We start from the raw sequence: 20,463 nt of genomic DNA, 5'->3' as shown, positions 1-20,463 counted from the left end.
CCGCGCCTACGGCCCGTCGGCCTCCATCGCGCTGGCCGTCGCACGGCCCGGCGCGTCGCCCAGCGCGCCGGTCGCGAACGCCAGGCCGGCGGCGGCGATCAGCGCGCCGTAATAGGCATCGGACCGCCCCAGCCGGGCATCCAGCAGGCCGCTTTGCGCCATGATCGCCGGGGTGACCGCGCCCGCCCCGCTGCGATAGGCGGCCAGGGACGCGTCGAAACTGGTCTGCGCCGCATCCCGCAGCCGGCCCGCGGCGTCATAGGCGTGCAGCGCGGTGCGCAGCCCGTTCTGGGCGACGACGACCTGCCTGGCGGCTTCGTCCAGCGTCTGGCGCAGCGTCGCATCCGCGCTGTCGGCCCGGTCCCCGGCCTGTTTCAGGGCGGCGGCCCGCATGCCGCCGTCGAAGATCGGCACCGCGATGCCGCCCAGGATCAGGCTGCTGAAATGATTGGTGGACAGGTTCAGGGTCGGCGGCGCGTTGCCCCCCACCCCGGGCACCGACGACAGGGCCAGCGCGCCGGTCGCATAGGCGACATTGCCGGTGACGAAGACCTTCGGCAGAAACTCGGCCCGCGCCGCGGCGACCCGGCTGCGCGACGCCTTGGCGGCCGCATACGCCGCCAGCACGTCCGGCCGCCGGGCCACGGCGCGCTGGACCATGTCGTCGCTCAGGCGGATGTCCGACAGCTCCAGCGCCCGGCCCGCCGGGTCCTGCGTCTGCAGATGCGTCGCGGGCGAGATCCCCATCGCGGTCAGCAGGTCCAGATAGGCCGTCTCCGCCCCGCCTTCGGCCTGGACCAGCCGCAGCGCCGCCTGGGCGGTGGCCTGCCGGGCCTGGGACGTGTCCACCACCGTGCCCTGGCCCTGGCGCAGCCTGGCCTCGGCGGCGGCCTCGACCTGCTTCGCATTGTCCAGCGCCTGGCGCACCAGCACCAGCCGGGCATCGGCCGCCGCATGGGCGTAGAAGGCCAGCGCGACGTCATAGATCAGCTTCTGGTGCGCCCCGGTGAACAGCACGTTGCTGGCGACCTGGTCCTGCCGGGTGGCGTCGATGATCGCGTCGCGCTTGCCGAAATCGAACAGCAGCCATTCCAGGCCCAGCGCCTGCACCTCGCCGCTGCCCGTGGCTTGGCTGCCCCTGGGCGCCAGGCCGCCCGCGGTGCGCAGCACGCCGTTGGCGGCCTGCCCGGCCGCGCCGCCGCCGCTGATGCCGGGCAGGCCCTCGCCATCCTGCGTCTCGTTATATCCGCCGACCACGCTGACCGTCAGTTGCGGCAGATAGGTCGCGCGCGCGATCCCCACCGCCAGGGCGGCGTCGCGCGCCGCGTTCCACGCCCGGCGCGTGACGGGATTGCTGGATTGCGCGATGTCGATCAGTTCGGCCAGCGCATAGCGATGCGCGGGCTGCAAATCCGCCGGGGCAGGGCGCAGGCGGATGGCCCGGTTCGACGGCAGGACATAGCCGGGCGGCAGGGCCAGCCCGTGCGCGGACGCGCGGCCCGGCAGGATCTCGCCGTTCGCCGCCACCTCCGGCCGCCAGGGCGCGTCGGGTCGCTGCGGCGCCGATCGCAGCGCCTGGGTGGCGCACCCCGCCGGCAGGACCATGAATCCGGGAAGAACGAGCGCCCGGAAAACAACGTGGAATACAGCACGGAAAACAGGAAGAAGCGGACGGGTCATGAGGCGATGCGCTCCAGTCTCTCCAGGCGGGCGTCGGCCCGCGCGTCCGTCGTGCCGGCCAGCATGTCCCCGCTCAGCGCCGCCGCGTCGTCCAGGGCGCCGCGATAGCGCGCGATCGCCGCCGTCGCGGCGCGGACGTGCGCCGGTTCGGCGGCCGCGAATTCCAGCATGCGCTCGCCGGCCGAAATCGCCGCCTGCGCCTCGGCCGCGTGTGCCAGCCGCGCCTGGATCGGGGCGTCCTCCCGCTGGGCGGCCAGCGCGCGCCGCACGCGGCCCAGCGCGCCGGCGATCCGGTCACGGGCGCTGGCCGGCCAGATGGCGGTGAACACCACATAGCTGACGATATTGCCCAGCATGATGCCCACGATCCGGTCGCGCGCCGTGGTCATGTCCGTCGTCGGGCCGTATCCCTTGATGTCCGACAGAAAGAACGCCAGCCCGATCTGGAACCCGGCATAGGCGATGCGGGCATCCCCGGTCTTGACCCATGCCGCCGCCAGCGCGCCCGCGAAGATCAGCGCCAGGAAGGACGCGACGTCGTTCAGGTGCGGCATCATCACGATGATGGACGCGATGCCCAGCGCGCCGCCGATCACGGCCCCGCCGATGCGCAGGCGCAGCTTGGCGATCATCTCGCCCATCGTCGGCTGCGCCACGATGAAGCAGGTCATGATGCAGGTATGGATGCCCGGCCAGTCCAGGATCTTGAACAGGAAATAGCAGACCATCACCGACGCGGTGCCCTTGACGGCATAGCGCACATGCTCGGGATTGCCGAAGGCGTCGGGCAGGAAGAACCCGCCCCCCTTCGTCTTGCGTGCCCTTCCGGGAGCCGGCTCTTGCCCCGGTCCTGGCGCCCGCTCTGGCACCGGTTCTGGCGCGGGCGTGGCGAACACCGCCAGCAGGTCCGCCATCCGGGCCAGGACAGGCATGTCCGGCGGCACCGGCGGCCGGGCGATCTCCACCGGATAATGGCCGCGCCCGAAGATCGCGGCCATCTCCTCGATGGTCGCGATCAGCGTTTGCGGCGCCGCCGGGGCCGTATCCGCGCGGGCCGCCGCTTCCGCCTCCGCCAACGCCAGTGCCAGCACCCCGACCGCCGCATTGGCCGCCGCCTTCAGGCAGGCCAGGTCGGTCCGGGACCAGATCCGCTCCTTCGCCGCCATGCCCAGACTGCCCATCATGCCGCGCGCGCCCTCGCGCAGCATGTCGCGCGCGCGTTCGCGCGTCGCGGCATCGGATCGCGCACCGGGCTGGGCACCGGGCTGGGCACCGGGCCGCAGCAAGGCGGCCGCCATGCGCAGGCGCGCCGCGATGGCGTCCGTCAGCACCGTCTTGGGCGACGGGCAGATCAGCAGCCCCAGCACGACCATCACCAGGCCCGGCAGGGCGATGAACAGGTCGGTATAGAGCAGCGCCCGCGTGATGATTTCGCCCACGGGCAACTGGTCGATGGAAATCAGCCCATAGACGGTCATCAGGCCCAGCACGTAGGAAACGGGCTTCAGCTTGCTGGCCGATCCCAGGAAGAAGAAGCCGAAGCTCAGCACCGCGACACCGGCGACGATCCCGGCCGGATGATCCAGCGTCAGCCGCATCGTCGCATAGATCAGCGCCAGCACGACCAGCATGATCAGGTTGACCACCACGGCGACGATCAGGTTGCTCACCCGGTCCTTCTGCCACAGCGCCATCGTGACCAGCGCCGCCACCGCCAGGTCCGGCACCTGCCAGATTTCCCCCAGCAGCACCGTGACCGTGCAGGCGGCCGCCATGCGCACGGCATAGCCCAGCCGCCCCGGAACCGGGTCGCGGACCAGCGACCAGACCCGCGCCGGCGTCATCCGCCCCCGATCGGGCCCGTCGCCGAGGCCAGGGTCGGGATCATAGTCGAGATCAGGGTCGGGATCAGGGGCAGGCGGCGCCATGCCGGATCTCGACGGTGGCGGTCGCCCCCAGGCGCAGCAGGTTCAGGTCGGCCCCATTCGGCTTCAGGTCCAGCTTCACCCGCACCGGAAAGCGCTGGGCGACATGCACCCAGTCCATTTCGCGCGGCACCAGCGGCGGCGCGAAAGGCGCGCCGGCCGAATCCGCCGACAGCACGCCCCAGCCGATCGAATCCACATGGCCGCGCATGGCCGCGTGGCGGTCGATCATCGAATAGACCGTGGCGCAATCGCCCGGGCGGATCGACGCCATGTCGACCTCGCGGATATTGGCGGTCGCATACCACGCATCGTTCAGGATCAGGGTGAACAGCACCTGCGACGGCGCCAGAATCTCCCCGGGTCGGACGCGCAGGCTGGTCACATAGCCGTCGGCCGGCGCCACCACCACCGTCTGGCGCAGTTCATAGCGCGCATGGTCCAGCGCCGCCCGGCTGGCGGCGGCGGCGGCCAGCGTGCTGTTCAGGTCGCCGATCGCCACCTGGGCCGCCTGCTGCTGCTGGCGTGCCTGCGCCAGCGTGATTTCGGAATCGTGCAGCGTCACAAGCGCCTGGTCATATTGCTGCCGGGGGATATAGGCATGGCCGGCCAGCGGCCCCAATCGCGCGACGGTGCGGGACGCCAGGTCGCGGTCGGCCTGGGCGCGCGCCACCTGGTCCCGCGCCTGCTCGGCGGTGGCCGTTTTCACCGCGACCAGCCGGCGCTGGTTCTCGACCTCGGCCTCGGCCAGCGCCAGATTGGCCTCGGCCTGGCGCACGGCCAGCTCATAGGGCTCGGGGTCCAGGCGATAGAGCAGATCGCCCTTGCGCACCGCCTGGTTGACGCGCACTGGCAACGCGACCAGCCGCCCGCCGACGGTGCTGGCCACATGGACCAGCTCGGCGTCGATCGTGCCGCTGTCCGAGGACGGGTGCGCGCTGTCCTCGCGCGCGACATGCACGCCCAGCCCGACCGCCGCCGCGACGCACAGCACGGCGATCGCCACACCCAGGGGCCTTCTGCCCGGCATCCGGATCTCCCGCATCCTCGTCTCTTACGGTCCGAACCAGGCCAGCCAGGCAACCAGGCCGGACACGACCCCCAGCGCGACATAGGTGAACAGCCTGAAACCGAGGACCGCGTCGATACCGACGGGCAGGAACAGCGCGCGCAACAGCAGCGACGCGCCGATCCCGATCATGGCGCACAGCATCCAGTCCGGGAAATAAGCCCCGACCAGAGGAAAGGCAGGCGCGCCACGCACCGCGCAGCCACCCAGCAGCAAAAATGGCGCCACGCGCCAGGGCCATGTCCGATCACTCGCCATGGGCGAATAAGAGACGCATTTGCGAATTTAGACAATACGATGCCGGCCATAGAGGGTGGAGACGAGCGTTCGATAAAGCGAAACATACGCCCGCTCCGTATCCGTCTGGCAAAGCGCTCAATGATTCACAAGTTCGGCGCCGGGCGTTATATCGGTTGGCGCGGCATTACATCGGGCCCCTACCTACAGACTGAATTTTTCTCGACGCAAAATAAACCGGAATTCATCACTTGTGCGCCCTTTGAAGTAATCGGCATCTTTTGTGATTTTTTCCATAGTAAAGCCTATTTTTTCCACAAGCCGAATGGAATTCGTGTTGCGCGTATCAATCAGTGCAACCAAAACGTTCACGCCGCGGTTGTGAAACAGTTCTTGTACCAACCATTCCAAGGATTCCTGAGCGTATCCTTTTCCCCAAAAGGCAGGAAATAGCTGATAGGCGACCAACGATTCCCTATCGCCAACATTTATAGTCGCTTGAATGAATCCAATGAGCGATCCCCCCTCCTTCAGGCGTAGGACCCAATTCAACCATTCTTCACGGCCATCCGGCGATATTTTGTTGGCAGATAATTTTCTGTAACGTTCTCTCAGGGCGGTGAAATGCCTGGGCGGATCATCCGGTATAAATTTATACGCGCGAGAATCTTGTAAGCCATTGAACATTTCCCCTGCATGAGCAGGGGAAATGTCTTCTATCAGGAGCCTATCCGTTTCGTGCATTAAATACCTGAAGGATGAAAACAAAAAGTGAGAAGTGTAATAACGGCATCGCCGGGATCGAGCGGAATGGGTTCTGGATCAGCCTTTGGTGGCAGCACAACCAGTCTCGATCGCGTGGGGCCGATTCCATATTCCCATTCAAATTTGACGTAATGTGGCGCCAGGCGGCCTCCTTGCGGCCCGCCACGTCTGTACAGCAATAGTAAGGGCGGCAATCAGCGTTGCTGCGGCGGTCACAAGGACAAACGGTATCGGCGTAAGCGTGATGCGCTGGTCGAACGTATCCAGCCAGTGCCGCATGATCCCCCACGCAAGGGGCCATGCGATCAAGTTGGCGATGATGATCGGGCGAATGAATTGTGTTGAGAGCAGAAACAGGATATCGCGCGTGCGGGCTCCGAGAACCTTGCGAATGCCGATTTCGTGCATCCGGTGAGAGACGTGAAAAATGGACAGACCGTAAAGACCAAGACAGGCAATACCAATGGCGATAGCCGACCCTATTCCAAACAACAGGCTGTGGTTGCGATCCGTTCGGTAGTCTGTACTTAAGATGTCCGGCACGCTCTGCGCCTGTATGGGCGTATCGGGAAGAATATCTTCCCACGCGGCGCGAAGGCGCGCCATCTCCAGCCCTTCATTCACGCCGGAATATCGGACCTGCCACGCGACGTCCGCAGTCGTATGGCCAGTCGCACGGATGCCGTAGAAGATCACGGGCCGAAGTGAATCATGCGGGCCCGATAGTCGAACATCGCGGACGATTCCGATAATCCTCAAGGGCGTCGGATCGGAAGCCTCTCTGATAATCTGTCCATAAGCATCCTCGACCCGTGGAAAGCCTAATCGTTGCGCCGCCAGCGCACTGATAACCACGCCCTGGACGAATGGAACGTCGCTTCGCCTGTCGGAAGAAGAGGCGGGGTCTTCGAAGTCATCTGAACGGGCCGGATCGAACCACCGTCCGGCGACAAGCTGGAGACCATATAAATCGAGGAAACCGGACGACACATGCCCCACGGCAAGTTCCGAACGGGTTGCCCCAGTACCCTCCCGGATAAACACGCCGCCACTCTGGAGGTGATGCGGATAGAGATTGGAGCGTTCTACCATAAGAACGCCAGGCACTGCACGAAGCCGCTGCAAAATCGCACTCTCGCGACCTGCAGAGCCATCTGCATCCAGAATTATTATCCCGTCTGTTCGGATGCCGCGCGCAAGATGTTGCACGAAATACGCCTGCTCCTTCATGACCAGGGTGCAGACCGCCAAGGCGATGGCGAACGTAAACTGACTTGTCACCAGGACGTTGCGCAACATTGATGCCATCCGTCCGCCGGCCGGCATCCGGCCGGTTGCCAGCACGGCCGCAGGACGGAACGATGACAGGACAAATGCCGGGTAAAGACCAGCCAACGTTCCTACGCCCAACGAGATGATCACCAACAATGGTAACGTAAAGGAAGGCGCCAATGTGACGTGCCAGCCACCAAGGGCATTGATTGAACGGAGGGACAATTCGACCAGGGAGAGACCAATGAAGGCAGCGGATGCGACAAGGCAGATGGCTTCGTAAAGGAACTGAGCAACCAAATTCCAACGTGTGCCACCCAGTACCTTGCGCATCGCGACCTCGCGAGCGCGAATCCCGGCACGGGCGGTGGCCATATTGACGTAGTTGACAGCCGCCGTCGCCAGGGCAGACAAACCCACCAGTCCGAGGATGACGACAAGCTGCCGATGCATCCCGCCCCAGCCGATCGCTGCGTCGTGAAAATGGAGTTCGCGCAGTCCAACGAGATGCAGTCCGCTATCGCCCCAGTAGGCGCGCGCTTGCGCAACGCTCGGCGCAGAGGGATGACGCGTCACGTAGCGGGCGATCCCGGTCTCGATGGTATCGACATCCCGTTCGTTTGGAATCCGCACCCAGAGTGTACCCGGCGTCGATCCCCAGTAGGTAAGCCCGGACTCAGGCGTGGACATTTGGCGTCTGATGAAATCAGGCGGAACCAACTCTATGATGCCGAAGGAAAAGCTCGTGTTGGCAGGTGGGTCGGCATAGACGAGCGAGACGATATGCGTCCGCCCGTCATCCAAAAGCGTCATTGTTTTTCCGACCGCCTGCGTGGTCCCAAAATACTTCAGAGCCAGGCTGGCGGGAATCGCAATCCAGTCGGGTCGCGTTAGCGCCTGCGTCTCGTTGCCGCTGACAACCGCGAGATGAAAAAACGAGAAGAAATTAGCGTCGGCTTGTGTCAGAGGTTCGCGGCTCGCTCCATTCCGGATCCGAATCGCTGTCGTTCTCGGCCAGACACGCAGCGTATCGCTGATTCCTGCAAAATCCTGTTTAAGGAATGATGTGGCGAAGAAGCTCGCAACCGGCCACTCCTCGGGCGCGCTGCCGGGCAAACGCCATACGATGTCCGCGCGATAGATCGAGTCCGTATTGGGGAGGTAGGCGTCATAACCAAACTCGTATCGTACGATGAGGCTCATCGTCACGAATACGGAGATACCCAACGCGAGCCCCGCGATGTTGATCGCCGCATATAACTTTTGTCGTGCAAGAATGCGCGTTACTGCACGCATTAACCCTCCAGACATCGTATCGGGCGTTGCTTCAGGCAGTTGTTTCATTCCTATCAAGGGAAATTATAGAAAATGTACATACGTTTCTGTCAAGAATAAAATGTTTTTATTGCAGAAGCGGGCAGTCATTCGTGATGAAAGTTACGCACCTTACGCGCTATTTTTGCGTTTTTATGATGGCTACACTTTTTGGTGATGCTTCCTTTATATTCTGAACGATGGGCCGCCTTGGAATTGATGGAGACCATTTCTGCTGACGTTCTCGCCCGGGGTGCGTCTGGATCTGAACCGGACGGGCGAACGCCCGTCGAGAGCGGCAACAGACCGGCGTTCCGGCGGAAACGGTCGATCGGCTCCACGCATTGGAACGTATGGTCGGCGAACCGCGACGGCCGTCTAGACGACCGGTCTAATCCGCGCTATGGATCGGGGCATGAACGCCTCCCCAGCCCATGGCCCGACCCGTGGCCAGGTCCTCAACCCGGCCCATGGCGACACGCGGCGGCACATACTGGACACCGCCCGTCCGATCATCGGCGGGCGGGGATTTTCCGCTGTCGGCCTGAACGAGATCCTGGGTGCCGCCCAGGTCCCCAAGGGATCGTTCTATCATTATTTCGCGTCCAAGGAGGCATTCGGCGAGGCGCTGCTGGAGCGCTATTTCACCCAATACCTCGCGCGGCTGGACGTCGTGCTGGGCACGCCCGGCCTGCCGGCCGCCGATCGGCTGATGTCCTACTGGCAGGGCTGGCGCGAGGGCTATGTCAGCGGCGACATCTTCAGCCAGTGCCTGGCGGTCAAGCTGGGGGCCGAAGTCTGCGACCTGTCCGAGGGCATGCGGGCCATCCTGCAGGACGGCACCGGGCGGATCGTCGACCGCCTGGCACGCTGCATCGATGACGGGCGGCGGGACGGCTCGCTGGTGCTTGCCGAGCGGAAGGGCGCCGATCCGGGGACCGTCGATCCGGGGGCCGTGCTGGCCATGTCCCTCTACCAGCTCTGGCTTGGTGCCACGCTGCTGGCCAAGTTCACCCGCGACCGCCGCCCGTTCGACGACGCGATGACGACGACGCAGAGGCTGCTGAACCTGGGCGCTGAACCCCGGGCGAACAATGCGGCGGTTTCGTAACATGACTGACGCCAAGATCGCCGAGGGATCAATCGTCGCATTCAAGGGAACTCTGGCCGCATGATGGATCACCCGTCATCTTCAACCGAAACGGTCGCCGAAACGGCCGCCGCCTGGCGCGCGCGCTACGGCACCGACCTTGGCCCCGCCGAGGGGCTCGCCGCGCTGGACGCGCCGCTGCGCCAGATGCTGGCGCACCGCTCGGTGCGCGCCTATCGCGACCAGGCGGTCGATGACCGGCTGCTGGAAGGCGCCGTCGCCGCGGCGCAGTCGGCCTCGACCTCCTCGAACCTGCAATTATGGAGCGTGATCGCCGTTCGCGACGCGGGCACCCGGGCGCGCCTGGCCGAACTGGCGGGCGGGCAGGCACATGTGGCGCAGGCGCCGCTGTTTCTGGCCTGGGTGCTGGACCTGTCGCGCCTGCGCCGGCTCGGCCGGGCGCAGGGCGTGCCCACCGACGGGCTGGATTATCTCGAAGGCTTCGTCCTGGGCGCGGTGGATGTCAGCCTGGCGGCCCAGAACGCGGCCGTTTCGTTCGAGAGAAACGGGCTGGGCCTGGTCTATATCGGCGGCATGCGCAACCACCCCGAGGCGGTGGCCGAATTGCTGGGCCTGCCGCCCGCCGCCATGGTGCTGTTCGGCATGTGCGTGGGCTACCCCGAGCCCGCCGAACTGCCGCCGGTCAAGCCGCGCCTGCCGCAGGCCGCCGTCCTTCATCGCGAACGCTACGACAGCGGCGCGGAAGCGGACATCATCGCGGCCTATGACGCGATCTTCACCGGTTCGGACAGCGCGCGGGCGCGGGGGGCGCGGCCCTGGTCACACGGGGCCGTTCGCCGCATGCGCGGGCCCGAGGCGCTCAGCGGCCGCGACCGGCTGCGCCAGGCCCTGCACGCGCTGGGCTTTCCGCTGGCCTGACGCATCGTTTCCCCCAACCGTATATCTGGATTGGAGAATTCTCATGCCGACTCCCAAATTATTCGAACCGGTGACGATCGACGGGCTGACCCTGCCCAACCGGATCGTCATCGCGCCGATGTGTCAATATTCGGCCACTGACGGCCGCATGAACGACTGGCACCTGATCCATCTGGGCGGCCTGGCCCAGTCGGGCGCCGGCCTGCTGACGATCGAGGCGACGGCGGTCCTGCCCGAAGGGCGGATCACCTATGGCGATGTCGGGCTGTGGGACGATGCGACCGAGGCCGCGATGCGCCGCACGCTGGCGGGGATCCGCCAATGGTCCGGCATGCCGGTCGCGATTCAGCTTGCCCATGCCGGGCGCAAGGCATCGACCCAAGTTCCGTGGAAGGGCGGGCGGCACATCCCGCCCGGCACCCCGCAAAGCTGGCAGACCGTGGCGCCATCCGCGGTGCCCTATACCGACGGCGACAACGCCCCCATGGCGCTGGACCGCGACGGCATGCGGCGGGTGCGCGACGCCTTCGCGGCGGCGGCGAAACGGTCGGCGGCGCTGGGCATCGACGCGGTGCAGATCCATGCCGCGCACGGCTACCTGCTGCATCAGTTCCTTTCCCCGCTGGTCAATCGCCGCGACGATTCCTATGGCGGCAGCCTGGAAAACCGGCTCCGCTTCCCGCTGGAAGTCTTCGACGCGGTGCGGGATTCCTTCACCGGCGGGCCGGTGACGGTACGCGTCTCCGGCACCGACTGGGTCGAGGGCGGCTGGGACATCGAACAGACCATCGCGCTGGCTCGGGCGCTCGAATCCCGGGGGTGCAGCGCCATCCATGTCTCCAGCGGCGGCCTCAGCCCGCTTCAGCGCATTCCGGTGCATCCGGGCTACCAGGTGCCGCTGGCCCGCGCCGTCAAGGCCGAAACGAAGATGCCCGTCGTGGCGGTCGGCCTGATCACCGGCTACGAACAGGCCGAGGCAATCGTCGCCAACGGCGAGGCCGACATGATCGCCCTGGCGCGCACCATCCTGTATGATCCGCGCTGGCCCTGGCACGCGGCGGCGCATCTGGGCGGCCACGTCACGGCGGCCAGCCAGTATCTGCGCTGCCAGCCGGCCATTCACCGCGACCTGTTCAAGCTGCCGGAATCGTAAGGCCCCAGGCCGCGTCCCGCGCGCAGCGCCGGGACGCGGCCCCCCGCGCCGGCCTGTTCACTTTCCCGCCATTGCACGAGGAAATATTCGCTTTCTCCTTCTTTGGACATATTTTGTAATAAATAAATTGTCTGGTCCGATTTCCGTGTCGCAACGGCAGGCCGCAAGAGAAGGAAAACGCGCTCATGAAACCATGCGGGCTTGTCCTGACGGCCCTTCTCCTTGCGGGATGCAGCGGCACGCCGCTGACGCCGCCGCTCGACATGACCGACGCTCAGAAGCAACAGGTGCGGCTGGTCCAGGACCGATATGCCCGCTGCGCGGCCCAGTACCCGCCCGCGATCGGCCATTATGCGCAATTGGCCGGATGCGAAAATAAGGCGGACACCGCCTTCGGAACGGCCACCGGCCTCGACCCGGCCGCGGTCGCCTATCTGACAAGCGCCCGGCAGAAGGCCGGCCTGCTGCGCGACGCCGGGCGGATCAGCGACGGCGACGCAAGCGCCATGCTGCTGGCCGCGACCAACCAGGCGCGCTCCAGGCTGATCGAAGACCACCAGGACGACGTGGCGCGGCGCCTGGCGAATTGCGTCACGGGCCTCTCCGGCCCCTATCTGGGCAGTCCCGGCCCGTTTTTATGGGGTTGGAGATACTGCCCCGGCAACTGACGAGAGCAGATCCCGTGAAGATGCTCGACAAAATAACAACATAGAGCATTTCCACTGAACCGGTGTTCAGTGGAAATGCTCGAGCAGGCGGCCGGCCGGCGGACCGCCGGCGGGACGGATTGCGGCTTGATCTTTTCCGCGCGGCGTCGCTGAATGGCGGCCGGTTCATGCACGAACATGCTGATCGAATTTCGAAAACGACAAGGGAAACCAGGCTCCCGCCGGGGGCCGCTGTTCTATGACGGTCAAACTGGACGAAAGCTGGAAGGCGGCGCTGGAATCGGAATTCGATGCGCCGTACATGCGGGCGCTGAAGGATTTCCTGCTGGCGGAGAAGAGCCGCGGCAAGGTGATCTTCCCCAGGGGCTCGGAATATTTCCGCGCGCTGGACCTGACCCCGCCGGACGCGGTCCGGGTCGTCATCCTGGGCCAGGACCCGTACCATGGTGACGGCCAGGCCCACGGCCTGTGCTTCAGCGTGCGGCCCGACATCCGCATCCCGCCCTCGCTGGTCAATATCTACAAGGAAATCCACAGCGACCTGGGGATTCCCCCCGCCCGCCACGGCTATCTCGAATCCTGGGCGAAGCAGGGGGTGCTGTTGCTGAACAGCGTGCTGACCGTCGAACGCGCCAGCGCCGCCTCGCACCAGGGCAGGGGCTGGGAACGCTTCACCGACGCGGTGATCGCCCGCGTCAATGACGGCCCCGCGCCGGTCGTCTTCATGCTGTGGGGCGCCTACGCCCAGAAAAAGGCCGCCTTCGTCGATCAGTCGCGGCACCTGGTGCTGAAGGCCCGGCACCCGTCGCCCCTGTCGGCGCATAGCGGCTTCTTCGGCTGTCGCCATTTTTCCCAGGCCAACGCCTTCCTGGCCCGCAACGGGCTGGCGCCGATCGACTGGGCCCTGCCGGACGTCGCGCAGCCCGCCTGACGCGGGGGGGGGGGGCCGATCCGAGATTACGTCACTGCGTTCTCCCGCCGGCCCAGCATGTCCAGGCGTGCGATGTCGGTCTCTCCAGCCATCCATGCGCCTGCATATCGGCCAGAATCCACTCCAGGCCGATCCACTCCAACCCGATCCAGTCCAGCCCGATCCGCCCCGATCCGATCGCGGGCGCATTGGCGAACCTGTCGCACCATATTTAACGATTCAATACAGTGAATTAATAAACAACGATAATTCGTGTTGATTTGGATCAACAGCGGTGCTCTACGATCATTATCGACAATCTATCCGAGCATCGTACCGACCGTGGCGCATATCCGACGCATTCATCCGGCTCTTCTTCCTTCGGCCACGATCCTGCTCTGCATGGGCGCTCCCGCCCTGGCTATTCCGGCTGGGGCGGCCCCGGCACCGTCTGCCGAGGCCGCCCAGACAACCGTGCCGACAACCGTGCCGACAACCGTGCCGACAACCGCGCCGGTCGCGATTCAGCATGACGGCAAGCAGGCCACCGGCCCCGTAGCCCGCCCGCCCATCCAGACCTTTCCCCATGCCGGCCCGGTCGGCCAGCCTCGTCGCCTCACCCCGGCGCAGCTCGCCGCCCCGACCTCGACTCATGGGCCGTGGGGCGTGTTCAATGCCGGCAACGGCGAATCCGCGGGCTTCGGCCCGATCGGGCGCTACGGCGTCAATCCGGCCGCCGAAAACTGGCAATATCTGCGCAACCCCCGCCTGCATGACGACCCGTTCGACGCGTTGAAATTCATTCCCCTCAACCGCTCGGGGACCATCTGGCTCACCTTCTCGGGCGAGACCCGGGTGCGCAACTGGTTCGAACAGCGCCCCAATCTCGGCACCCGCAGCCCCAATGATTCCGGTCGGATGTCCATTCGCAACCTCTATGGCGCCGATTTGCACCTCGGCGCGCATGTGCGGCTGTTCACGCAGTTGATCAACGCCGATTCCGCCGGCTGGTCCGCCTATGGCTACAATACGACCTATCGCAAGCGCCTGGACGTGCAGCAGGCATTCCTGGAACTGACGGGGCGCGTCGCCGGGGCGCATGCCGGGTTCATCTTCGGGCGCCAGCAATTCCTCGATGCGCCATCCTATATCCTCTATGCGCGCGAGACGCCTTCGGTGCCCCTCTCATGGAACGGGTTCCGGACGTACGCCTTCTGGCCGCGCATCCGCATCGACGCCTATGATTTCGTGCAGACGAACGATTCCTACACGTCCATGTTCCGCGATACCGAAAATTACCAGAACCGGCTTTACGGTTTCAACACGACCTGGGCGCCGGGCCCGATCGCGGTCGGCCGCGAACGGATGCAGAGCTTCCTGGACCTGTTCTATATCGGCTACAAGCTGGCCGGCAGTGCCGCCGCGATCCCGACGGCGACCAAATCCGCATCCGGTTCGACCACGCGCAATAATTTCGGCTTCCGCTGGCACGGCTCGGCGCCCTCCTTCGAATTCTCGGTCGGCGGCGTGTGGCAGGGGGGCACGTTCAACTACGCCACCACCAATCGCGCCCGCGACGTCAGCGCGTTCGCGGTGAATTCCATCATCGGCTATCGCCACACGCCGTCGCCGCTGCATCCGTTCATGGGCGTGCAGGCCGACATCTATTCAGGCGGCGACGCCGCCCCGACCAGGGGCACGGTCGGGACCTACATCGCCCCCTACAGCCCACAGACCAACTATCTGGACACCACGACCTATATCGCGCCCTCCAATCTGGTCAGCCTCTCGCCGGTGCTGCGAATCACGCCGCGCGATTATGTCAGCTTCCAGCTCAAGGCCCCCTTCATGTGGCGCGAGGACACCAACGCGCCGATCTTCACCTCGTCGGCGCGCTATACTTTCCCCCGGCCCTATAATGGCGGCTTCATCGGGGTGGTGCCGCAGGCGGCGCTTTCGCTGCAGTTGAACCGCCATCTGAACTGGACGCAATATGTCGCCCGCTTCGTCACGTCGAACGGGCTGAAGGCGGCCGGCGCGTCCGACGGAACCTATTACCAGTCCAATTTCGTGTTCCGGTTCTGAAACGCGGCCTTCCGCGTCGCCCTCCTACTCGCTTGGGGGCGACCGGGGGCGGAATTTGACGCCCGCCCGCCATCCTGCCTAAAGCATGGTCCGAATCCTGCGCGCGGGGGGCGACATGCTGGGGGCGAAACCGACCGCACGGACCGAACGGATCGCCGCCTCCTTTCGTCACCGCCTGCTGCAACGGGCACGGCATCTGGCGGAAAGAATACCGGCGTCACTGCCGGCTCCCGGGCGCGCCCTGGCGCGGCACGGCCTGCGTTTCGCCTACTGGGTCGCGACACCCCGGCTGACCGGGGCCCGTCTCGCGGCCATGCGCCGCCGGCTGGACGAGGTGCTGGCCGACCGGGCCGTCCGTCGAATCGCCCCCCTGCGCCACCTGGCCCGCCACCCCGCATCCTGCCATCCTGCACAGGGCGGTCATTATGTGTTGCAGGCCGCGCCGGCCGGCTATGTCTACGTGCCCCATGACTGGCCGCCCGACTTCGCCGAACGCCTGGCGGCGCTGGCCGGGATTTCCTTTTCCATCGTCGCGCCGGCCGGCTGGGCGGCGCCCGAGGCGACGGCAAGGATGATCGCATCGGTCACGGCGCAATGGTTTCCCCATTGGACGCTGATCCTGGCCGGACCCGCCGAAACCATGCCCCCGACCGCGCATCCGCAGATCACGATCCTGCATGTGCCGGCCGGCCACCGGATCGCGGCGATCAACGCGGCGATCCGCCGGGCGGAGGGTGATTTCGTCGTGCTCCTCGACCCCGACCAGGAACTGACGCCGGATTGTCTCTACGCCTTCGCGACCCGCATCGCCGCCGGCGACGCGGAGTTCCTGTATGCCGACGAAGACAGGATCGACCCGGACGGCGGCTACACGCAGCCATTTTTCAAACCGGACTGGTCGCCGGACACGCTGCTCAGCCTGCCTTATACCGGCCGGGTCAGTTGCATCCGCCGCAGCCTGCTGCATCGCATCGGGCCGCTGCGCGAGGAACATGAAGGGGCCGAACATTGGGACCTGGCGCTTCGCGTGACCGAACAGACCCGGCATATCGGCCATGTTTCCCAGATATTGTTCCATGACCGGCACCCGCCCGACCGGCCTCCATGCCGCAACGCCGGCCGCAAAACCCGCCAGGACGCGTTCCGCCGCCGCGGCCTGGCGGCCATGCTCGAACCGATCGCCCAGGCCCCCTGCCACGATCGGGTTCGATACGCCGTGCGCGGCACGCCGCTGATTTCGATCGTCATCCCCACGCGCGACAACGGCCCGGTCCTCGCCCGCTGCATCGCGTCCCTGGCGCCCGCGTCCTGGCGCCATGTCGAAATCGTCATTCTCGATAACGGGTCGGCCGATCCCGAAACGCTGCGCATCCTGTCCGATCTTGACGAACGGACCGATATCCGCGTCATCCGCCACGACGCGCCGTTCAATTTTTCGGAACTCAACAATATCGGCGCGCGGCAGGCGCGTGGCGACATCCTGCTGTTCCTGAACGACGATACCGAATTGCACACGGCCGACGCGCTCGATCGGATGGCGGGATACGCCCAGTTGCCGCATATCGGCGCGGTCGGGGCGAAGCTGCTCTATCCCGCACTGATGCAGGTCCAGCATGTCGGCGTCGTCAATCTCGATGACGGGCCCGGCCATGCATTCCTGCGCCACGCCGCCGATGATCCCGGCTATGTCCTGCGCAACATCGCCGATTATAACTGGTCGGCGGTCACCGGCGCCTGCCTGATGATCGAACGGCCGAAATTCGACGCCGTGCAGGGATTCGACGAAGATTTCCCGGTCGCCTATAATGATATCGATCTTTGTTTCCGCTTGCTGGAACAGGGATTGTACAATGTGTCCTGTCCCGCCGCGATCTATCTGCACCATGAATCCCTCTCGCGCGGGCAGGATGCCGCCAGCGCCGAACGCCGCGCGCGCCTCGATCGGGAACGGCATCGCCTCTATCGGCGGCATCCCGGTTTTCTGATGCATGATCCCTGGTACAATCCCAATCTGCGCCAGCACGGCGCGCCTTTCGCGATCGTGGCGTAGGCGGGATGATGACCGGACCAACCACATGCCCGCCTGCGCCGGACGGGGCAGGGGGGGCGGACAGCCTCCGGCAGATCGGATTCTCGATCGGCGGCCCGGCGCTGGCCGGGTTCCTGAACTGGGTGGAGCGGCGGCGGATCCAGGACGGCATCGCGCATGTCCTGATCGCCGCCCCCGGCCTCAAAGGCCGCCACACGCAAATCGGCACGCCGGATCTCCATTGGATCGGCCCCCCGGCGCAGCTCGTGCTGGCCGGCATCGATGAGCGGAATTTCATCCGTTCCCTTCCCGGTCTGCTCGCCCTGTGCGGCGCCGCGTTGCCCCAGGTCGGGCCCCGGATCGGGCCCTTATCCGCGTCCTTATCCGCACTCGGGCGCCTGGGCATCCCCCTGCCGGCGGAATCCGTCATGCGGGATCTGGGGCTGGACGCGCCGGCGGCGGCCGATCAGGGGCGGCTGGTCGGGTTTCTCTGCGCGTGGCAAAGGGAAATCCTCAAGACGTGCCGCCGGAACCGCCGCGCGCTGCTGCGGACGCTCCAGGGGATCGGGCTGGGCCCGGACGACCGGGTGGCGCTGGTCGATATCCGGCCCGGCGGCGCGCTGCAGCAGGCCCTGGCCTGGGCGGCGCAGGACCTGATGAGGCTCGACGTCTCGGGCTATTATTTCTGCCTGCCCGACGGCCCGAACAGGGGCTCGGCCAGGCGCCCGGGCGGGCAGATGACGGCCATGCTGGATCGCCGCACCGTGCCGTCACGCCTGCTGCGGCACGCCGGCCGGCACCGGCACGTGATCGACGCGCTGCTCGGCGCGTCCGACAGTCCCGGGATGGCGCCGCTGCACCAGGGGATGGCGCAGTTCGCGCACGCCTTCGCCCAGCGGCCCGGGCCGCGCGGCGGGCCGGACGCGGCGGACATGGCCAGGCCCTTGCTCACCTATCTGGCGTCCGGCGCCTGGCGCGATCACCCGGTCCTGGGGCGCATCGCGACCCGTTGAGCCGCCTACGCGGAAATCGGACAGGCGCCGCCCCGCTTGCGCACCCCGTCCCACAGGCCGCGCAGCATCAGGCGCAGGCGGATCAGGTTGCGGTCCGCCACGGTGCCGTAGACCAGGATGTAGAAGAAGAGCTGCCGCGCGAAGAAGCGCCGCCAGGCGGGCTTGATGTAGTCCCGCGCCGCAAGGACGGCCGAGTTCCGGACAAGGTAGTAATTCCGGATCGGGGCATGCAGCGTGACCGTGCGGAATCCCAGGTTGAGCCGCCCCGATCCGATCGTATGGTCCATGATGTTCCGCAGGCTCATGAAATGACGATATCCGTGCGCCGTGGCACGAAAGCACCATTCCAGGTCCACCAGGTCGATGAACAGGGCGGCGTCCATCGCGCCGACCTCCCGCAGGACCGACAGGGGGATAAGCGAGCCCGACGCGATCAGGGTATCGACCTCGGCATGGCTCTCGCGGCCCGGTTCGGGCAGGCGCCGGGCCAGCCGCCGCCCTTCGGCCCGCCAGATCGTGTTCAGCTTCTGGTCGTGCCCGTCGCGATAGGCATTGCCGACCGAGCCCACCCGTACCCCGTCGGCTTCCAGCGACCGATAGAGTGCGACCAGGTTGGCGATCGCCCCGTCCTGCAGCACGGTGTCCTGGTCCATCAGCAGCACGAACTGCGCCTCGTCCGCCTCGGCCTGCGCGATGCCGGCATTCTGGGCAAAGGCAATGCCCCGGTTCTCCGGCAAGGGCAGGAAGCGCAGACCATGCTCCGACGCCAGGGCACCGATCTCGGCGGCGCCGCGCGATCCGTTATCCACGATGACGACCCGCCCGACCTGCGGGACCAGCGCCGCGACCACCTGGCGAAGGCGCGAAAGATCAGGATTATATGTAACGAGAACGGAATATATCCCGGAACTCACGCTCTACCCTCATGGTGCGATGCTCGACGCCCCCTTATACGCGCCGCCGCCCCGTTTGGAAACGCGCACGTCCGCTTGTTGCCGCCGCGCCGTGCAGCCGGGATCAGCGGCTCGATCAGAGACCAGTCTTCCTCCGTCAGGTCGCTCTGACAGCAAAGCTGGCTCCGGCCATACCGGGCGCGGCTCTCGACGGTTCACGTCAGCAACGCTCTGAAGCGGGGCCGCCAACGCAGAATCACGAATGATTCCAAATTCTAGCGAAAGAAGACGCCGTTAAAAGTTCTCCTTATGCAAATAATTCCACCAAGAATCAGTGTCAGGAAACTACTGGGAGTTGATTAACCTTGTAGGAATGAGAGATTGTGCGGCCGAGAACCGGGTCGTCCAGTTCCATCGCAAAGAACGCCGAAGGTCGGATCCCGCCATGAACAGGCACGGTACCGCACAGCATTGCCGAGCCAGGTATGAAGCGCGTCGTATTGGACAATTCCGATAGTAAGTCCGTGGGCGTTCTCAGCAGGGACACATTCCCTTCCTGATAGAGGACCTGCTGCCCATCTTCTTCGATCCACGCGCGGAGAATGACTTCGTCCCAATGTGACTTGACATCATCCCAGTGCCACAATTCCCGCGCTACCGGCTTGATACAGAGCTGCTTCGACAGAGCGATCCCTATCGTCTCAGCTTTGCGGTCCGTATGATCGGACGCCAGCCCGATCCATAGCCCGTCGGCCAGCGCGACGAGCAACGGTTCAACTTCACCCGACGTATCGGTTCCCAGAACGTCAACATGCTCGCTTTGACAGAGTAGCGTACTGCCCACCCTGTAATACACTGGCACGGATGACGGGCGAGGAACCCCAATCGCCTCAAGTTCTTGAATGTGATGCTCAATGGCCGCAGAGTCACGACCGGCCCAGCCAGCAACGACAAGTTGATCGATTTCAGTCCAGATCACATCGGACCGACTGTCACGGATTCGGGAAAATTTCAACATCTGGCGTAATTTTCCCTTCAGGCTGGATCGTAATAATGAATTTCGAGCAGAAGACAGCCGCCTTCAGATTTGAAAGGTCCATGGACAGCGCCTGGCGGCCGACAGGCATAGGTGTTAGGCAGGAATGGTATTCCACCGTTGCCGTTCTCATCGTTGCCTACTGTCAGATCGCCTGAGAGGAGATAGACCTCCTCCCAATAATCATGAACGAAGGGCTTCTTCGTGTATTCGCCGGGCGCAAAACGTAGAAGCCGCGTACGGCTACCCTTCTTTGCGACCTCATCAAGACTGCCGGAAAGGATCTTCTCCTGTACGTTTTCCTTGTATGCCGGAGGTTGAACCCAGCCTTCGCTCATATCAAGCGTATGGAATTCTTTATGTTCTTTCGTAACCGCCATGATGT

General features: G+C 65.3%; 17 protein-coding genes. 8 read left to right on the top strand and 9 right to left on the bottom strand.

The genetic code is table 11. From position 1 onward, the window contains the following. Window positions 1-6: 6 nt before the first annotated feature. The 6 genes from QN315_RS04325 to QN315_RS04300 all read right to left on the bottom strand — a co-directional run bounded on the left by QN315_RS04325 (window position 7) and on the right by QN315_RS04300 (window position 8,244). A complete protein-coding gene (locus tag QN315_RS04325) occupies window positions 7-1,605 on the bottom strand; it encodes a TolC family protein (protein WP_323991655.1) in 1,599 nt (532 codons plus the stop codon). A gap of 71 nt (window positions 1,606-1,676) precedes the next feature. Beyond that, complete coding sequence (locus tag QN315_RS04320; protein ID WP_323991654.1) at window positions 1,677-3,608, bottom strand: FUSC family protein; 1,932 nt, start codon at window positions 3,606-3,608, stop codon at window positions 1,677-1,679. Beyond that, entirely contained in the window at window positions 3,589-4,635 is a 1,047-nt protein-coding gene (gene mdtN / locus QN315_RS04315; RefSeq protein WP_408904583.1) for a multidrug transporter subunit MdtN, read from the bottom strand. The genes QN315_RS04320 and mdtN overlap by 20 nt, the downstream gene beginning before the upstream one ends. A 24-nt stretch (window positions 4,636-4,659) precedes the next feature. After that, window positions 4,660-4,902, bottom strand: a complete 243-nt coding sequence (locus tag QN315_RS04310) for a YtcA family lipoprotein (RefSeq protein WP_323991652.1) — start codon at window positions 4,900-4,902, stop codon at window positions 4,660-4,662. 213 nt (window positions 4,903-5,115) lie between these two features. After that, the gene (locus QN315_RS04305; RefSeq protein WP_323991651.1) at window positions 5,116-5,655 is read right to left on the bottom strand and encodes a GNAT family N-acetyltransferase; all 540 of its coding nucleotides are present in this window, start codon (window positions 5,653-5,655) and stop codon (window positions 5,116-5,118) included. 138 nt (window positions 5,656-5,793) lie between these two features. Continuing rightward, window positions 5,794-8,244, bottom strand: coding sequence for an FtsX-like permease family protein (locus tag QN315_RS04300; protein ID WP_323991650.1), 2,451 nt, complete (start codon window positions 8,242-8,244; stop codon window positions 5,794-5,796). A 433-nt stretch (window positions 8,245-8,677) separates the two neighbouring features. Between QN315_RS04300 and QN315_RS04295 the strand changes: the two genes are divergently transcribed. The 8 genes from QN315_RS04295 to QN315_RS04260 all read left to right on the top strand — a co-directional run bounded on the left by QN315_RS04295 (window position 8,678) and on the right by QN315_RS04260 (window position 18,149). Next, on the top strand, window positions 8,678-9,373 hold the full coding sequence (locus QN315_RS04295; protein ID WP_323991649.1) for a TetR/AcrR family transcriptional regulator: 696 nt from the start codon (window positions 8,678-8,680) through the stop codon (window positions 9,371-9,373). 60 nt (window positions 9,374-9,433) lie between these two features. Beyond that, window positions 9,434-10,291 carry an NADPH-dependent oxidoreductase gene (locus QN315_RS04290; RefSeq protein ID WP_323991648.1) on the top strand — a complete coding sequence of 286 codons (858 nt, stop codon included), beginning with the start codon at window positions 9,434-9,436 and terminating at the stop codon, window positions 10,289-10,291. A gap of 43 nt (window positions 10,292-10,334) precedes the next feature. Continuing rightward, window positions 10,335-11,444 (top strand): NADH:flavin oxidoreductase/NADH oxidase, encoded by a 1,110-nt coding sequence (locus QN315_RS04285; RefSeq protein ID WP_323991647.1) that lies wholly within the window; start codon window positions 10,335-10,337, stop codon window positions 11,442-11,444. A gap of 185 nt (window positions 11,445-11,629) precedes the next feature. After that, window positions 11,630-12,112, top strand: coding sequence for a hypothetical protein (locus QN315_RS04280; RefSeq protein WP_323991646.1), 483 nt, complete (start codon window positions 11,630-11,632; stop codon window positions 12,110-12,112). A 238-nt stretch (window positions 12,113-12,350) separates the two neighbouring features. After that, a complete protein-coding gene (ung, locus tag QN315_RS04275; protein WP_323991645.1) occupies window positions 12,351-13,043 on the top strand; it encodes a uracil-DNA glycosylase in 693 nt (230 codons plus the stop codon). A 381-nt stretch (window positions 13,044-13,424) separates the two neighbouring features. After that, complete coding sequence (locus QN315_RS04270) at window positions 13,425-15,107, top strand: alginate export family protein (RefSeq protein WP_323993266.1); 1,683 nt, start codon at window positions 13,425-13,427, stop codon at window positions 15,105-15,107. 85 nt (window positions 15,108-15,192) lie between these two features. Beyond that, window positions 15,193-17,157 carry a glycosyltransferase gene (locus QN315_RS04265; protein ID WP_323991644.1) on the top strand — a complete coding sequence of 655 codons (1,965 nt, stop codon included), beginning with the start codon at window positions 15,193-15,195 and terminating at the stop codon, window positions 17,155-17,157. Window positions 17,158-17,165: 8 nt separating this feature from the next. Then, window positions 17,166-18,149, top strand: a complete 984-nt coding sequence (locus QN315_RS04260) for a hypothetical protein (RefSeq protein ID WP_323991643.1) — start codon at window positions 17,166-17,168, stop codon at window positions 18,147-18,149. Window positions 18,150-18,154: 5 nt separating this feature from the next. On the opposite strand, the gene QN315_RS04255 is transcribed toward QN315_RS04260, so the two are convergent. The 3 genes from QN315_RS04255 to QN315_RS04240 all read right to left on the bottom strand — a co-directional run bounded on the left by QN315_RS04255 (window position 18,155) and on the right by QN315_RS04240 (window position 20,458). Next, on the bottom strand, window positions 18,155-19,063 hold the full coding sequence (locus QN315_RS04255; RefSeq protein ID WP_323991642.1) for a glycosyltransferase family 2 protein: 909 nt from the start codon (window positions 19,061-19,063) through the stop codon (window positions 18,155-18,157). A 316-nt stretch (window positions 19,064-19,379) separates the two neighbouring features. Then, window positions 19,380-20,060, bottom strand: coding sequence for a DUF2848 domain-containing protein (locus QN315_RS04245; protein WP_323991641.1), 681 nt, complete (start codon window positions 20,058-20,060; stop codon window positions 19,380-19,382). Between the two features lie 17 nt (window positions 20,061-20,077). After that, a complete protein-coding gene (locus QN315_RS04240; RefSeq protein WP_176639358.1) occupies window positions 20,078-20,458 on the bottom strand; it encodes a cupin domain-containing protein in 381 nt (126 codons plus the stop codon). Window positions 20,459-20,463: the final 5 nt, after the last annotated feature.

Origin of the sequence: Nguyenibacter sp. L1 (assembly GCF_035199985.1) — a bacterium.
Classification (GTDB): domain Bacteria; phylum Pseudomonadota; class Alphaproteobacteria; order Acetobacterales; family Acetobacteraceae; genus Gluconacetobacter; species Gluconacetobacter vanlangensis.
The sequence above is the reverse complement of the archived record's forward strand: the minus strand, read 5'-3'. Positions and strand labels throughout refer to the sequence as shown.

Coding starts and splice junctions, on each gene's coding strand:
- QN315_RS04305 (WP_323991651.1), bottom strand. CDS start 5,655: ATGCACGAAACGGATAGGCTCCTGATAGAAGACATTTCCCCTGCTCAT.
- QN315_RS04245 (WP_323991641.1), bottom strand. CDS start 20,060: ATGTTGAAATTTTCCCGAATCCGTGACAGTCGGTCCGATGTGATCTGG.
- ung (WP_323991645.1), top strand. CDS start 12,351: ATGACGGTCAAACTGGACGAAAGCTGGAAGGCGGCGCTGGAATCGGAA.
- mdtN (WP_408904583.1), bottom strand. CDS start 4,635: ATGCCGGGCAGAAGGCCCCTGGGTGTGGCGATCGCCGTGCTGTGCGTC.
- QN315_RS04260 (WP_323991643.1), top strand. CDS start 17,166: ATGACCGGACCAACCACATGCCCGCCTGCGCCGGACGGGGCAGGGGGG.
- QN315_RS04240 (WP_176639358.1), bottom strand. CDS start 20,458: ATGGCGGTTACGAAAGAACATAAAGAATTCCATACGCTTGATATGAGC.
- QN315_RS04320 (WP_323991654.1), bottom strand. CDS start 3,608: ATGGCGCCGCCTGCCCCTGATCCCGACCCTGATCTCGACTATGATCCC.
- QN315_RS04295 (WP_323991649.1), top strand. CDS start 8,678: ATGAACGCCTCCCCAGCCCATGGCCCGACCCGTGGCCAGGTCCTCAAC.
- QN315_RS04270 (WP_323993266.1), top strand. CDS start 13,425: ATGGGCGCTCCCGCCCTGGCTATTCCGGCTGGGGCGGCCCCGGCACCG.
- QN315_RS04325 (WP_323991655.1), bottom strand. CDS start 1,605: ATGGTCCTGCCGGCGGGGTGCGCCACCCAGGCGCTGCGATCGGCGCCG.
- QN315_RS04285 (WP_323991647.1), top strand. CDS start 10,335: ATGCCGACTCCCAAATTATTCGAACCGGTGACGATCGACGGGCTGACC.
- QN315_RS04265 (WP_323991644.1), top strand. CDS start 15,193: ATGGTCCGAATCCTGCGCGCGGGGGGCGACATGCTGGGGGCGAAACCG.
- QN315_RS04280 (WP_323991646.1), top strand. CDS start 11,630: ATGAAACCATGCGGGCTTGTCCTGACGGCCCTTCTCCTTGCGGGATGC.
- QN315_RS04300 (WP_323991650.1), bottom strand. CDS start 8,244: ATGCGTGCAGTAACGCGCATTCTTGCACGACAAAAGTTATATGCGGCG.
- QN315_RS04290 (WP_323991648.1), top strand. CDS start 9,434: ATGATGGATCACCCGTCATCTTCAACCGAAACGGTCGCCGAAACGGCC.